Source organism: Humisphaera borealis (assembly GCF_015169395.1).
In the GTDB taxonomy this organism is placed as follows: domain Bacteria; phylum Planctomycetota; class Phycisphaerae; order Tepidisphaerales; family Tepidisphaeraceae; genus Humisphaera; species Humisphaera borealis.
Genome location: NZ_CP063458.1, coordinates 3,234,506 through 3,248,254, shown reverse-complemented (window position 1 = coordinate 3,248,254; position 13,749 = coordinate 3,234,506). Strand labels below are relative to the sequence as shown.

Sequence of the window (13,749 nt, the reverse complement as noted above, 5' to 3'; positions counted from 1 at the left end):
CGGTCGCACCGAAGGTGCACTTCGAGAATCGAGGGGGAGAAAAGAGGTGCACCTGCGGTGCGACCGCTAATCACAGCTTCCACATCAGCCCGACATAGCCGCCATACCCGTTGAGCCCGGGGTTCTGGTCTTCGCCATGGATGCGTGCGTTGGACAGATGCCAGTACCGAGCGCCGGCGATGAGATGGACGCGTTCATCGAGCTTGTAAGTGATACCGACCCCGGCCTCTTCGATGAAGTTGAAATGCGTTCCACCGGTCGGCACGTCGCGGGTCGCCTGCGTGATGCCCGCGCCGATGTCGAAAAACAGCGTCCATCGGTCTCGCTTGATGACGTGATGCCGCAGGAGCAGATCGAGCTCGAACATCGCCGCCTCGTCGCCTTCCTGTTCGACGCCGTAGGTGCGGAACTCGGCATTGATGGCGAAATCGTTGTGGAAGAAATAGCCCACGCCTGCCGAGACATATCCCATCTGCGGGTCGGTCGAGCATTCGCGGTTGTAGCCCGTGTAAAGCGAAAACGTCCAGACGCCTTCGGTAAAGTCGTGAACCGGCGAAGACGTCGGGGCGGCGGTGGACGTTGATTGGGCGAAGGCCGGAAGCGCGGAAAAGAGAAGGGCGACGGCAACGATACGAATGTGCATGGGCATCGGTGGAACCGCTCCGTGATGAACGACCTTTGAAACGGGGTGCGCCCGGTGTCATCCCTCACTTGGTTCAGGAAGGCAGTCCGGCGCGAACAATCATTTCCGATCGTACACCAACTTCCCACCCAGGTACGTCTGCAGCACCTTCGTTTCTCGAATGTCGTCTTCGGGGCAGGTCAGCAGGTTTCGATCGACGACGATCATGTCGGCCAGTTTGCCGGCTTCGAGCGATCCAATCTGATGGTCGCGGAAAATGATCTGCGCGTTGTTGTTCGTATAGAACCGGATCATCTGCTCGCGCGAGAGCGCTTCCTCGGGGTGCAACTGGCCGTCGTGCCAGCGGGCCTTTCGGCTGACGGTGACCCACATGCCCAGGAACGGGTCGTAGTGGTTGACGGCCCGCATCGCCCCGATCTTCTGCATATGGTCGGAACCGCCGCCGGCGATGGCGCCCGCGTCGAAGAGCGACTTGAGCGGCTGAAAGTAACGCAGCCGGTCGTAGCCGAACTGGGCCTGCAGCGTCCGCGTGTCGAGGTAGAGCCAGACGGGTTGGATGTCGGCGACGATGCCGAGTGCGGGCATGCGCCGGACGAGGTCGTCGCCCATGAAGTTGCTGTGGGTGATGCAGGGGCGTGTCGCACGAACCTTTTCGACGCCGAGATCTTTCGCCGCTTGCTCGTAGGCGTCGATCAGGATTTCGACCGCGCCATCGCCGACACTGTGGGCCGTGAACTGCAGGCCGGTTTCGATCGCTGCTCTCACCAGCGGGTAGACCCGTTCTTTGGGGATGAGCAATACGCCACGGTAGTCGGGATCGGTGATCGAGTAGATCTTGCTGACGCCCCAGGGCTTCCGCATGTAGGCGCTGCCGGTGAGCATGCCGCCGTCGAGGAATGTCTTGATGCCGACGAGCTTCAGCATCGGGTCGTCCTTACGCAGCGGATGGTCGGCGAGTTTGCGGATGCGATCCTGGATCGCGCTCAATTCGCCGATGGTGGCGATGTTGAACGAGAGCGACATCCGCACGGGCAGGTCGCCGGTGTCGCGCATCTTCGTGTACCGCGTGACAGCCGACGGGTCGGCCGAGCGGTCGGCGACGGCGGTGATGCCGTTGGCGTTGTAGTCGCGGAAGAGGGCGAGCGTACGGCTGTAGATGTCGTCTTCGGTCGCCTTCTTCGAGCTCGACTGGCTCTTCACGTAACGCATGCAGCCACGCAGGATGCCAGTCAATTCGCCGGTCGCCGGGTCCTTCTCGGCGTAGCCGGGACCGCCATCCGTCACCTTCCAGTTCTCGTCGATGTCGCTGAGCTTGAGCGCCAGGGAATTGAGCGACGCGTCCGGGCCGGTCGAGAACAGGACGGGGTTTTTCGGGGCGGCTTGGTCCAGCTCTGCCCGCGCCGGATAGCGCTGCTCCTTCAGCCGGGTGATGAACACCTGCTGCACGGAAATCCATTTGCCGTCGCCCAGTTTCGCGGCACGGTCGCGGACGTAGGCCAGTACGTCGGCGATCGATTCCATATCGGGCACGTCATGGTCGAACTCGAACATCGCCGCCCGCGGGTGGACGTGCGAATCGATGAGTCCGGGCAGGACCATCTTGCCACGGAGGTCCACCACTTTGGTGGCGTCGCCCTTGCCGGCGAGGACCTCGGCATCGGCACCGGTTGCGACGATCCTGCCCCCTCTCACCGCGATCGCTGCCACGACGGAAAACACCTTGTCGGCCGTGACAATCTTCCCGTTGTGCAGAATAAGGTCTGGCGGATTGGCCGCCGCCGGGGCATTCCCGGCGAGCACGAACACGAGACAGCCGATCAGCGCGGCGCAGCAGGTGCGGTTCATAACGGCTTGTACCGCCGGTCGGGACATTCGGTTGGCGGAGACTTGCAAAGCTCGCCGGTCACTTCAGGTCGAAGGTGACGGCGACACTCGCGCTGACGGCGATCTGACCGAGCGGTGTCGAATCACCGCCATTGCCGTCGCCGCCGCGCATCATCTGGACGGAGTTCTGCGCGAAGGAGTTCCCGTTGAAGAGCCGACTACCGGCGTAGAGGTTGTAGGACGATTCGCTGATCGTTCGAGGTCCGCCAACGGTCGCGCCAAGCTCGCCGGCCAATAGTTCGGCCTTCTCCTTCGCCGCCTTGATCGCCATGCGCCGGGCCTGATCGCGGTGTTTGCGCAGTTCGGTCGTGCGGAAGTCCACACCCGACAGCCGGTTCGCGCCCGACTTGAGCACCGTGTCGATCAGCTTCTCCAGCAGCCTGATGTCCTTGAGCGTTACCGAGTAACCCCGCCTGGCGTAGTACCCTTCGATCCCGGCGATGGGTTTGCCGCGGTCCGCGTATCGCAATTCCACCTCCACGCGATCGGTCGCGACGTGCTTTTCTTCGATCCCCAGCGCGATGACCGCCTTGATCAGCGATGCCGACTTCTCGTCGTTCTGCTGCTTGGCCTTGTCGAGGCTGGCGTCGTAGGTTTCGACGCCGAAGGAGAGGACCGCTTCATCCGGCCGCACATAAACCACCGACTCGCCGGTGGTGGAAATGCTGGGCTTCGTGCTCTGTTCCTGCGCCGACAGCGGCAGGGCGGTTAGCAGTAGTAAGGCGATGGCGAAAGGCGTGCGCATGAGTGATCTCCTGAGGCAGGGTGGATGGGAAGACGTCGCGTTTGCAATCGGCAGCCGACGACGAACACGACTATTGTGATAGACGCGCGTCGCGATCAGGAGTTGCAGGCGACGCGATAAGCGGTTTGATCAAACAGCGTCTGTGCTGCGGAGATGCATGCTGAAGCCCGCAACACCATTGCCTATTCCAGAACCGATGCGCCCGCCGTTGCCGTGGTGACGTAGATGTCGGGGGTTACGCCAGTCTTTTCGGGGTAGACCTTCAGGATGTGATGGCGGAGCGGCTCGACCGCCCGGGGCTGAACGACTGCGATCACACACCCGCCGAAACCCGCACCGGTCATTCGCGCACCGTAGACGCCTCGAACGGTCATCGCCTCGGCGACCAGCAGGTCGAGCTCGGGCGTGCTGACTTCAAAGTCGCCGCGCAGCGACTCATGGCTCTGCAGCATCAGCCGGCCCAGCTCGTCGTAGTCGTTCTGCAAGAGGAGGGCGGCGGCCCGGGTCGTTCGAGCGATCTCCGTCACGACATGACGACAGCGACGGTAAACGACGGCCGGCAGTACGTCCTCGGCGGCGCGAAGCGTCTCGAGCGATACGTCGCGAAGCGTCGTCACACCCGGATTGCCCTGGTTGAAGTGCCTTACGCCCGCATTGCACTGCTCGCGTCGCTCGGCGTATTCGCCGCCGGTCAGGGCATGGCGGACCATGCTGTTGATGATCACAACCTGCAATTCCCGCCCGTCGACCGGGATGTACTGCTTCGAGAGATCGCGGCAATCGAGGAGCATGGCGTGCCCGGCGCGGCCGGCGGCGACGATCGTCTGGTCCATGATGCCGCACGGAACGCCGGCAAAGAAATGCTCGGCCTGCTGGCACACCAGCGCCAGCCGTTGAGGGTCCATGTCCAGGCCGGCGAGGGTCAGCAGCGCCAGTCCGGTAGCCACCTCGATCGCAGCCGAGCTGGACAGGCCGCCGCCGACAGGAACGGAACTGTCGATCACCGCATCCATCCCGCACAGCGGGATCCCGGCACTGACCAGTTGCTGGGCGACGCCCCGGCTGTAGTTGGCCCAGCCCGGTTCGCCGGATTCGATCCGCCGTTGGACGGAAAACTCCACAAGCGGTCCTTCGAAGGCGGTCGACGCGAGGCGGACCAGGCCGTCATCCCGGCTGCGGCAGGCGATCAGCGCCTGCGGCTCAATCGCCATCGGGAAGACGAAGCCGTCGTTGTAGTCGGTGTGCTCGCCGATAAGGTTCACGCGGCCGGGAGCCCGAATGATGCGAACCCTGCGGCTGTTTGCGGTCGGGCTGCCAAAGTGCCGGCCGAACGCCCCCAGCAACGCCGCCTGCCTGGCGGCGTTGTCGGTTACGGAGGACGACGGCCCGCGCGGTGGCTGCATGTGGACGACTCTATGAACGCCGGTGCGCGGGGTCAACAATCTGCCAGCGTTCGGCCGGGTCGAAGCGTCCGGTCAAAGTCGGAGCGGGACGCCTACACTTCCATCCGCACCGGCAAACCTGTACCTTTCCCCTTACGAAAGGACGTCAGCGACCCATGGAAAGCGTGATCACCGGCCGAGCCTATGTGCTGGGCGACAATGTCGACACCGACCAAATCATCCCGGCCATCTACCTCTCGTTCAACCCGTCGATCCCCGACGAGCGTAAGCGGTTTGGCCAATACTGCATGAGCAGCGTTCCTCCCGGCCAGCGCGGGTTGCCGGATGGCAACACCCCGTTCGTCCGCGAGAACGAGTTCAAGAGTGATTTCCAGATCGTCATCGGCGGGAAGAACTTCGGCTCCGGCTCCAGCCGTGAACACGCCCCGCTCGCGATCGCCGAGGCCGGCTGCCACTGCGTGATCGCCGAGTTCTACGCCCGCATCTTCTTCCGCAACAGCGTCAACGGCGGCTACCTCGTCCCGCTGGAAAGCGTCCACCGCCTTGTCGACAGGATCGACACCGGCGACGAGTTGGAAGTCCATCTGCTCGACGGCTACCTGCTGAACAAGACCAAGAGCCAGCGGCACGAGCTGCGGCCGCTGGGAGACGTCCTGCCAATCATCGAAGCGGGGGGCGTATTCAACTATGCGAAGCAGGCGGGGATGATTGCGTGAGGAATGAGGCAAGCAGGCACTGAGGCGCGTAGGCACGAAGGCTTCATGCCGTGAGAGGGTTCAGCGGATCTTCGTGCCCGCGTGCCTCTTGCCTGCGTGCCTGCTCCCATGACCAACGTCAACCTCATCGACCACCCCGTCATCCAGACGAAGCTCACCGAGCTTCGGGATTTCACCACCGACCATCGCAAGTTCCGCACCCTCCTCGACGAGATCGCCGGGCTGATGGTGTATGAGGTCACCCGCGACTGGCCGACGACGCCCAAGATCGTCCAGACGCCGCTGGAGCGCATGACCGGGCGGGTGCTGTCGCGACCCGTCACACTGGTGCCGATCCTTCGCGCCGGGCTGGGCATGGCCGACGGCGTACTCAAAATGCTCCCTGACGCCCGCATGGGGCACCTGGGTGTCTACCGCAACGAGCAGTCGCTCGAACCGGTGACTTACTACCAGAAGCTCCCGCCTGACATCGCCAGCACGGAAGTCCTGCTGATCGACCCCATGCTCGCCACCGGCGGCAGCGGGTCGGCGGCGGTGTCGTTCCTGAAGAAGGCCGGCGTCACGAGCATGAAGTTCGTGTGTCTGGTGGCCTCGCCCGAAGGCATCCAAACGATCCACCGGACGCACCCCGAAGTCCCCATCTACACAGCCGCGATCGATCGCGAACTGAACAACAAGGGGTACATCCTGCCCGGGCTGGGCGACGCCGGTGATCGCATCTTCGGAACGTGAACAAGGCTCACTTGGCGTCGCGTTTCAAACTCGTCGTTGCCGCTGACCGCACCCAATCCAGGTAGCCGAACCGCCACAGGTAGGCGAACCCCACGATCAGCACGCCGAAGAAGAACAGCAGGTCGACCAGCGCCGCTGCACGGACCGCGGCTGCGGTCAGGCCCTGGCCGATCTCGGCGGCGATTGCCGCGGCGTCGCCGTACGCCACCGCCCACGGGTAGAACAGCGCCACCTCCACATCGAACACCAGGAACACCAGCGCGACGATGTAAAACCGCAGGTCGAACTGCACCCAGCTGCTGCCGATCGTCGGTTCCCCGCATTCGTAGACTTCCAGCTTCTCGGCATTCGGCAGCTTCGGCCGGGCAAGGGAGCCGGCGAGCAGGTTCAAGAAGACGAACGCCGTCGCGAACGCCACGAAGAGGGTGATGGATAGAAGGATCGCCATGTGAATCTGGTGGTGCCGGGGCAGTATAGCGAGGTTTCAAAAGTCAGCGACACTGCCGGCACGAGTGCAGGATCAGCTCCTCGCGGCCTACCATATCCGGTTCACGCCCAAGGAGTCTGCATGAAGGTATTGAAAGCCCGAGTCCCCGCGTACGACGCCGATGAACTGTTGGCGGCTTTGTCGGAACGTCAATTCATCCGCCCTCACTCTTCGATCGGTGTCGCGCTCGCGGAGTTGGCGACGCGCTACAGTTTCTGTGACCTTATTCCGGGTCGAGCGCTCGCCTGGCTGGAACTGGACGGGTCGGTCGCGATCGGTCGGCTCCGCCGATCGGAGCTGTCGCAGTTGTCCCGGTGTATCCACCGGTTCTGGCGCCAGACGCTGCACCGCCAAAGCGCCAGCGACGTTTCGCCAGTGCCGGCGGTGTGAACCGGGCCCATAGCAAATCGCTGACGGGCCGGACGATGAGTCGCCTTTCACCGATGAGTCGCATTTCACGCCGTATTTCCGCGATGGACCGTTCACAGGAGATCCCTTCAGGTCCTAGAATCTTCACGTAATGCGGCCTGCTGACCGATAATATCCGTCGTGTAGACCGCCGCGTTAGCCCAGCAGTGGAGACGTCCATGAACCAGGCATTGCCGATCTGCTGCAACCCACAGGCGTACAGGCTGCTCGAATCGCAGGTGGCGTCACTCGGTTCCTCCGACGCGCTTCTCAATGGTGCGGTCGCGATCGCCAGTCATCAGCTCCGCGATGTCGATCTTGCCTCGGTCGACCAAGCCATCCAGGAGCACGCGAACAAGATTCGGTCGCGGGTCCGCTCCAGCCGTCGGCACGTTCTGGTCGCCCACCTGCATGAATACCTCTTCGAAGAGCTCGCCTTCGTCGGCAATCGCGACGACTACTACAACGCGGTCAACAGCTATTTGCCGGCCGTGCTGGAAACCAAGCGGGGTTTGCCGATTAGTCTCTGCCTCGTTTACAAGCTGATCGCCGAACGCCTCGGCCTTCGCGTCAATGGGGTCGGGTTGCCGGGGCATTTTGTCGTCAGTGTGCACACCGACGGCGAGCCCATGCTCATCGACTGCTTTGAAGGGGGCCGCCTGCTCTCGCGGGAAGAAGCCCACCAGAAGGTCATGGACATCCACGGCCCCGACACCGAGTGGGACGACGAACTGCTTCGCCCCGTCAGCAATCGCCACTGGCTGACGCGCATGCTGCAGAATCTCCTCAATGTCTTCGGCGCCCGCAGCCAATACACCGACGTCGCCGCCATCTTGGAGATGGAAATGCTCCTCTGGCCGGATCAGAACCAGCTCCAGCGCGATCTCGGCCTCGTGCTCGCCCGCTGCGGCATGCCCGGCCCGGCGAGCCAGTGGCTCGATGCCTATCTGGAAAACAATCCCGACGATCCGCAACGCGAAGACCTCCTTCAGCTTCGCAATGTGCTTACGGCTTGAGAGTAGGCAGTAAAGCTCCCTACTGACTACTGACTACTGACTACTCCGCCACTACCATCTGCCGCATGGCAGACTCTCCTCGTAAACGCCTGATTGTGATCGGTGCCGGCTTTGCCGGCCTCAACCTGGTCAAGGGCCTTCGCGGTCTGCCGCTCGACATCATCCTCGTCGACAAGCACAACTATCACTGCTTCCAGCCGCTGCTGTACCAGGTCGCGACCGCCGGCCTGTCGCCCGCCGACATTGCCTATCCCATCCGCCGGGTCTTCCGCGATCAGAAGAACGTCCGCGTCGTGCTCGGCGAAGTCGAGCGGATTGACCTTGCCAACAAGACCGTTTCCGGCGGCGAGGCGAGCGTGTCGTACGATTACCTCGCGATCTGCGTCGGCGTCACCCACAGCTACTTCGGCAACGAAAAGTGGCAGCCGATGGCACCGGGTCTCAAGAGCATCGACGACGCCACCGAAATCCGCCGAAAGGTCCTCCTGGCATTCGAGGCCGCCGAGCTCGAACAGGACGAAGCCAGCCGCCGGGCGAAGCTGACCTTCGTCGTCGTCGGCGGGGGCCCGACCGGCGTCGAGATGGCCGGCGCGCTCCGTGAGATCGCCGCCGTCGATATCCAGAGAGACTTCCGCAACATCGACACCACTACGTCCCGCATCATGCTCCTCCAGGGCGGCGATCGGCTCTTGCCGTCGATGGATCCCAAGCTCAGCGCCCGCGCTCTCAAAGACCTTCAGGACATGGGCGTCGAGGTCCGCCTCAACTGCCGCGTCACCGGGGTCGACGAGACAGGCGTCTGGGTCGGCGACGAACAGCTCCCCGCCGACAACATCATCTGGGCCGCCGGCGTGCAGGCGCCGGCCATGCTCAGAACGCTTGGCGTGCCGACCGACCGCAGCGGCCGCATCGTCGTCGGCCCGGACCTTTCGATCCCCGGTCACCCGGAGGTCTTCGTCCTCGGCGACGCCGGCGCCATCACCGACGCCAAAACCAACCAGCCCGTGCCCGGATTGGCACCCGCGGCGATGCAGATGGGCAAGTTCGCCGCGAAGGTCCTTCGAGCCGAGCTTTCCGGCCAAAGCGCCGACGTAAAGGCCCGTCCCGGGTTCAGCTATCACGACAAGGGCACGATGGCGACCATCGGCAAACGACGCGCCGTCGCCGACATCAAAGGCTGGCACATCACGGGCCTGGTCGCCTGGCTCATGTGGTCCGTCGTTCACGTTATGTTCCTGATCAGCTTCAGGACCAAGCTGTTCGTGATGGCCGGCTGGGTCTATGACTACATCATGAACAACCGCGAAGCCCGCCTGATCACCGGCAAGTTCCGCCTGCACGTCGTCAAGCCTCGCGGCGGCGCGACCGAGACAACCCTGCTGCAAACCCGGGGCACCAGCGAACAGGCAGCGGTGTAGGTCCGACGCTCACCGCCTACGCCCTGCGGTCCTTACTGCCTCGCGGCTGCTCTGGCCCGGGCGCTCTGGTTCCATGCTGCAATAAACTCGTCAAATCCCCGCGTCGCCGCGGGACTCGCCTCGGCTCGCTGCGATTCAATCCTGGCGACGAACGTATCCGGGTTCTGCGCCCGCCAAAGACCCGCCAGTTGGGCGGCGACCGCCTGCGTGCTGATGCCGTCGGTTGCTTCCATCGCCTTGAGCGCCTTGATCGCCGCGGCAGTGTCGTCGCCGGCAGCGGTCGCGATCTTCGTCGCGTGCGCCATCGCGCTGTCGAACGTGCCCGACTCGTCGGCGTCGATACGGATCGCGCCGCACGAACCCATCACGTAAGGCGTCCACGCCGACGTCGTCGCCTGGTAGGGCTTCGCCGCCGGCCAGTACGCACCGGTGACGCCGGGCCCCTCGGCGATCACCGTCAGCCAGACGTCGTGCTTCGGCCGGGGCAGCGTCCAGGTCGCGGCGTACTTCAGCCCCGCTGGCTCGGGTTTGTCGGCCGGCTGAGTGATCGGGTCCGTCCGAACTGCCACGCCATTGACGAACAGCGTGACCCGTGCCGCGCGCGTCCATTCCGGACCGAGCACGCGAACCGACAGCTTCAGATCGTCCACCGCGCCGGCCGGCACGAGGTCTCCCGGCCCGAACTTGCCGTCCACCGTCAGGTCGGCGATCAGCCCGTAGCTCACGAGGACGCGCCCTTCATTGAAGGCGTGAACGGCGTCGGCCGACGAGAGTCGGCCCGCGTCGGCGTCCCTCATCTTCACATAGGTCCGCGCCTGGCCGACGATGAACCGGTTCACATCGTGGCAATCGCTGGAACCGATCGGCGTGATCTGCTTTCCGCGGTTCAGCAGGCCGAACCAGTCGCGGTAAAGCTGCATCGGCTCACTGAGCGTGGCCCCGGAGTTGATCACCTCCATCGCGTTGGCCGGCAGGTCCCAGCCGTCGAGGTTCTCGCCGGTGGGGCTGATATGCCGAACCGGATCGAACGGCCGAAACCCGGCGTGAATGTCGCGGCCATGATTCAAAATGATGACCGCCTGCTCGCCTACGCGCGCTTTGGCAACGCTCTCGGCAATCCTGCCCCAGGTGGAGGCGCGCCAGTCGGGCAGCGGACCGTCCTTCGCCATCGGAAAGGCGTTGAAATGGCCGATGCGCGTGGTCACCTCGTTGCCGGTCACCGGCGTCAGGTATGGCGCGGTCTGCGTACCCCTGGCGGCGTCGGTGTAGTCGATATTCAGGTTATGGTCGGTCGCGATCGGCAGCTCGATTCCTTCGCCGGCCAGGGTGAGCAGGCGTTCTTCAATCGTCGCGTCGCCATGACGGGAGAAGGTAAAGGTGTGCACGTGCGGATCGGACGCGACCCAGCCTTCGGTCGGCACCACCCGCCGAAGCCGGAACGTCTGCTGGACTTTGTCGCCGGGGCGGACGTCCAGGGTTGCCGATGGCAGGCTGTATTCGAAGCCGCGCCCGGCATAAATCGTATAACGCCCCGCGGCGAGCAGCAGATCGGCCTTGCCCGTACCGGCATAGACGACGCCGGTGCGGACGGCATGGTGACTGTCGCTCTTGTTGCCCAGGTCGACCAGCGCCCCGCGCTCGTCTGTCACCGTAATCCGGCTGGGGCAGGCCAGCCCCGTTTCATCGGCGAGCACCGAGACCGACACGACTGCTTCGCTTAACACGGCGGCGCGCGGCAGATCGATCACTTCGACATCGCCGATCATGACGTCATCGGAGACCGGCGCGCCCGCAGCCGTCGCGGCGGCGTCGGGCGGTTTGGCCGCACATGCAATCCGCAGCGTGTTGGCTTTCTCGCGCAGCGAGCCCGGCGGGATCGCCCAGCAGGTGACCGACTCGGGCTCATCGCGCGGCAGGGTGAACAGCTTCTTGTCATTCAGCCACACCTCCCAGGCCTGTCGCAGGTCCCGGTGTCGGAGCCGCAGCGTCCGCTCGGCCTGGTTCGGCGTCGAATCGAACGTCAGCTCGAGCCCCGTCGACTCCGGCTTCAGCGGAAACTCATCCCATTCGCGCACCGTTCCCCACCGCAGGTGATGCATGCCACCCACCAGCGTCTGGGCCGGCGGCACAGCTGACACACTTCCGGCAAGCAGCAGGGCTGCGACACCACAGAAGGTCATGCGGACCGTCATATCTTTCCTCCGACGGCAAAGGCTATCAGGCCATCGAACGCGCGGCGAACCCACCCCAACATCGCACATCGGCGCCCGCCAAACGAACCCGAGATCAGCCGGCGTGGCGGCCGAACGAACCTGATTTCGCCGAACGAACCCGACGCTCCGACCCTCATCAGGTGTTCCCTGGCAAGGACACGCGTGGACTTGCGACGCGAGCCGCTCAACCAGCCGCCAAACGAACCCGAGATCGCCGAACGAACCCGAGGCCGCCACCGTCCATGATCCGGCTTTTCAAGCCGTGCAAGGTGCGTCACACGTCGATAGCCGCTCGATTCGCCGCCGCCGCCAACTTGCTTCTGCCGAACGAACCCGAGCCGATACTGCCAAACGAACCCGAGTTGATATTGCCGAACGAACCCAAGCCGCCGAACGAACCCGGCGCGACCTCGGACCGCTATTCCCAGCCAATGGCGCAAAGAGACTCAGCATGGTTCCGAGTCGTCTCAGAACCACGCCGAGGGGGGAGCGAATATATACGGTATATGTTAGGTGCCAACAGGAAATTTGCAAGCGATGTTTTCGTGTTCGCGCCGTCCATCGAGAACGGGTGCGAGTGCGATCGGTGCCGGCGGTTCTTGGGGGCATCCAGGCTCCCCGTTCAGGAAGGCTACGGTTTCCGCCCGGCGGCCGGATCGAGGGTTCGCTGCTTGCGGTAGTCGCTCGGGCTCATGCCCAGTTCGCGTCGAAAGACCTCGTACAGCCGCTGCATCGTCCCGAAGCCGGCATCGCGGGCGATCTCGGACAGCGGGCGATCCCCCTGCGCCAGCTCCCGCTTGGCGCGCTCGATCCGGACCCGGCGGATCTCCGTCGCGATCGGGCGGTCGATCGACTTGCGAAAGTAGTTCTGCAGCGTCCGCCGTTCGACGCCCACCGCCCGGGCGACATCGGCAATGCCGATCGGCCGGTGACTATTCGCGGAAATGTACTCCAGTGCCGATGCGACAACGCCGTCGTCGACCGCGTAGAAGTCCGTCGACTCCCGAACCACCAGTCCGTGCGGCGGGACTCGGATTGGCGTGGTCGGCGGCCGTTCCCCGTCCATCAACCGGTCCAATAGCTCGGCGGCCGCGAATCCAATCCGGTCGTAGCCGATCTCAACGCTCGTCAGCGATGGCCGCGGCTGCTCGCAAAGCGTCTCTTCGTTCTTGCCGGCGATGATCGCCAGGTCCTGCGGAATGCGCCACCCGAGCCGATGCGCCTCTTCAATGAGCATCCGAGCGCAGAACTCCTCGCCGACGTATACCGCGACCGGCGGTTTCCATCGCTTTGCCGCCTGCTGAAGCAGCCGCTCGGTCTTCCGCCAGCTGGCGATATCCTTATACGGGTCCTGCGGAACGAAGGACTTGTCGCAACTGAACCCCGCCTCGCGGACCAGCCGGTCGAACTCTTTCACTTCAAGGTCATGGACAACGTTCTGGGGCGACGTCAGGGTGGCGAACGCTCGAAACCCGCGCGACAGCAGGTGCTCGGCGATCAGACGGCCGGTCGCAGTCGAATCCGGGAAGACTCCCGGTATCAGGTGCCGCGCCGGCGAACTCGACCAGACGTTCACCACCGGTACGCCCAGCCGTGCCGCGCGGGTGGCAAGCCGATGATTCCCCCGCGCCACAATGCCGTCGTAAGGCACCGCACGGCCGGAGCGACCCGGAAGCGTGTTGTGCACGAACTCGTCGATGACAGAGATCCAACCCTGCGCCTCAGCGTACCGCTGGATGCCAGCGAACACCTGCGAGTGCCGCTTGTAAGGCCACTGCAAGTCGAGCATCAGCGCGACGCGACGCGGTTTTCGTGTCATGTCCAAACTTCCTGAAGCCGGTTGCTCGTTTCCTGGAAACGGTGATGCGCCTGCAAGAGTAGACAACTCAAACGCACGAGCGTTGAGCTTCATCGTTCGATAGGTGAGGTCGGGATGAACAGTCGTCGTCCGGAAACGGTTTGCCCATTGTCATCGTCGTACCGCTAAGGCACGAACCCTCTGATGGTGTGAAGAAAGGAGTCCGCCCTGCCCCGCTCTGATTTCACCCTCGATCTGATTCGAGCACGGGTGACTCAGTTAAGGA

Annotated in this window: 12 protein-coding genes; 5 read left to right on the top strand and 7 right to left on the bottom strand. The window is 64.0% G+C overall.

Annotated elements, in window-relative coordinates:
* Nucleotides 1-70: 70 nt before the first annotated feature.
* From IPV69_RS12050 to galK, 4 genes are all read right to left on the bottom strand, one after another.
* A complete protein-coding gene (locus IPV69_RS12050) occupies nt 71-649 on the bottom strand; it encodes an acyloxyacyl hydrolase (protein ID WP_206295360.1) in 579 nt (192 codons plus the stop codon).
* A 93-nt stretch (nt 650-742) separates the two neighbouring features.
* Nucleotides 743-2,488 carry an amidohydrolase gene (locus IPV69_RS12045; RefSeq protein WP_206295359.1) on the bottom strand — a complete coding sequence of 582 codons (1,746 nt, stop codon included), beginning with the start codon at nt 2,486-2,488 and terminating at the stop codon, nt 743-745.
* A gap of 58 nt (nt 2,489-2,546) precedes the next feature.
* Nucleotides 2,547-3,272: an SIMPL domain-containing protein gene (locus IPV69_RS12040; RefSeq protein WP_206295358.1), complete on the bottom strand. Its 726-nt coding sequence runs from the start codon at nt 3,270-3,272 to the stop codon at nt 2,547-2,549.
* Between the two features lie 182 nt (nt 3,273-3,454).
* Nucleotides 3,455-4,675 (bottom strand): galactokinase, encoded by a 1,221-nt coding sequence (gene galK, locus IPV69_RS12035; RefSeq protein ID WP_206295357.1) that lies wholly within the window; start codon nt 4,673-4,675, stop codon nt 3,455-3,457.
* Nucleotides 4,676-4,830: 155 nt separating this feature from the next.
* Here galK and IPV69_RS12030 point away from each other — a divergent pair, with 155 nt between their 5' ends.
* The gene (locus IPV69_RS12030; RefSeq protein WP_206295356.1) at nt 4,831-5,391 is read left to right on the top strand and encodes a LeuD/DmdB family oxidoreductase small subunit; all 561 of its coding nucleotides are present in this window, start codon (nt 4,831-4,833) and stop codon (nt 5,389-5,391) included.
* A gap of 108 nt (nt 5,392-5,499) precedes the next feature.
* Complete coding sequence (gene upp, locus IPV69_RS12025; RefSeq protein ID WP_206295355.1) at nt 5,500-6,123, top strand: uracil phosphoribosyltransferase; 624 nt, start codon at nt 5,500-5,502, stop codon at nt 6,121-6,123.
* A gap of 7 nt (nt 6,124-6,130) precedes the next feature.
* Here upp and IPV69_RS12020 read toward each other — a convergent pair whose 3' ends face one another.
* Nucleotides 6,131-6,571 carry an NADH-quinone oxidoreductase subunit A gene (locus IPV69_RS12020; protein WP_206295354.1) on the bottom strand — a complete coding sequence of 147 codons (441 nt, stop codon included), beginning with the start codon at nt 6,569-6,571 and terminating at the stop codon, nt 6,131-6,133.
* Between the two features lie 120 nt (nt 6,572-6,691).
* Between IPV69_RS12020 and IPV69_RS12015 the strand changes: the two genes are divergently transcribed.
* From IPV69_RS12015 to IPV69_RS12005, 3 genes are all read left to right on the top strand, one after another.
* Nucleotides 6,692-7,000, top strand: coding sequence for a hypothetical protein (locus IPV69_RS12015; RefSeq protein ID WP_206295353.1), 309 nt, complete (start codon nt 6,692-6,694; stop codon nt 6,998-7,000).
* A 197-nt stretch (nt 7,001-7,197) separates the two neighbouring features.
* The gene (locus tag IPV69_RS12010) at nt 7,198-8,034 is read left to right on the top strand and encodes a SirB1 family protein (protein ID WP_206295352.1); all 837 of its coding nucleotides are present in this window, start codon (nt 7,198-7,200) and stop codon (nt 8,032-8,034) included.
* Between the two features lie 65 nt (nt 8,035-8,099).
* Nucleotides 8,100-9,452: an NAD(P)/FAD-dependent oxidoreductase gene (locus IPV69_RS12005; RefSeq protein WP_206295351.1), complete on the top strand. Its 1,353-nt coding sequence runs from the start codon at nt 8,100-8,102 to the stop codon at nt 9,450-9,452.
* A 32-nt stretch (nt 9,453-9,484) separates the two neighbouring features.
* Here the strand turns inward: IPV69_RS12005 and IPV69_RS12000 are convergent, their stop codons facing one another.
* Nucleotides 9,485-11,644, bottom strand: a complete 2,160-nt coding sequence (locus IPV69_RS12000) for a CehA/McbA family metallohydrolase (protein WP_206295350.1) — start codon at nt 11,642-11,644, stop codon at nt 9,485-9,487.
* A gap of 652 nt (nt 11,645-12,296) precedes the next feature.
* Nucleotides 12,297-13,484, bottom strand: a complete 1,188-nt coding sequence (locus IPV69_RS11995; RefSeq protein WP_206295349.1) for a substrate-binding domain-containing protein — start codon at nt 13,482-13,484, stop codon at nt 12,297-12,299.
* Nucleotides 13,485-13,749: the final 265 nt, after the last annotated feature.

Bases quoted from the DNA above. Each gene is read 5' to 3' on its own strand.
- IPV69_RS12050 (WP_206295360.1), bottom strand. From the start codon at position 649: ATGCCCATGCACATTCGTATCGTTGCCGTCGCCCTTCTCTTTTCCGCG.
- IPV69_RS12045 (WP_206295359.1), bottom strand. From the start codon at position 2,488: ATGAACCGCACCTGCTGCGCCGCGCTGATCGGCTGTCTCGTGTTCGTG.
- IPV69_RS12040 (WP_206295358.1), bottom strand. From the start codon at position 3,272: ATGCGCACGCCTTTCGCCATCGCCTTACTACTGCTAACCGCCCTGCCG.
- galK (WP_206295357.1), bottom strand. From the start codon at position 4,675: ATGCAGCCACCGCGCGGGCCGTCGTCCTCCGTAACCGACAACGCCGCC.
- IPV69_RS12030 (WP_206295356.1), top strand. From the start codon at position 4,831: ATGGAAAGCGTGATCACCGGCCGAGCCTATGTGCTGGGCGACAATGTC.
- upp (WP_206295355.1), top strand. From the start codon at position 5,500: ATGACCAACGTCAACCTCATCGACCACCCCGTCATCCAGACGAAGCTC.
- IPV69_RS12020 (WP_206295354.1), bottom strand. From the start codon at position 6,571: ATGGCGATCCTTCTATCCATCACCCTCTTCGTGGCGTTCGCGACGGCG.
- IPV69_RS12015 (WP_206295353.1), top strand. From the start codon at position 6,692: ATGAAGGTATTGAAAGCCCGAGTCCCCGCGTACGACGCCGATGAACTG.
- IPV69_RS12010 (WP_206295352.1), top strand. From the start codon at position 7,198: ATGAACCAGGCATTGCCGATCTGCTGCAACCCACAGGCGTACAGGCTG.
- IPV69_RS12005 (WP_206295351.1), top strand. From the start codon at position 8,100: ATGGCAGACTCTCCTCGTAAACGCCTGATTGTGATCGGTGCCGGCTTT.
- IPV69_RS12000 (WP_206295350.1), bottom strand. From the start codon at position 11,644: ATGACGGTCCGCATGACCTTCTGTGGTGTCGCAGCCCTGCTGCTTGCC.
- IPV69_RS11995 (WP_206295349.1), bottom strand. From the start codon at position 13,484: ATGACACGAAAACCGCGTCGCGTCGCGCTGATGCTCGACTTGCAGTGG.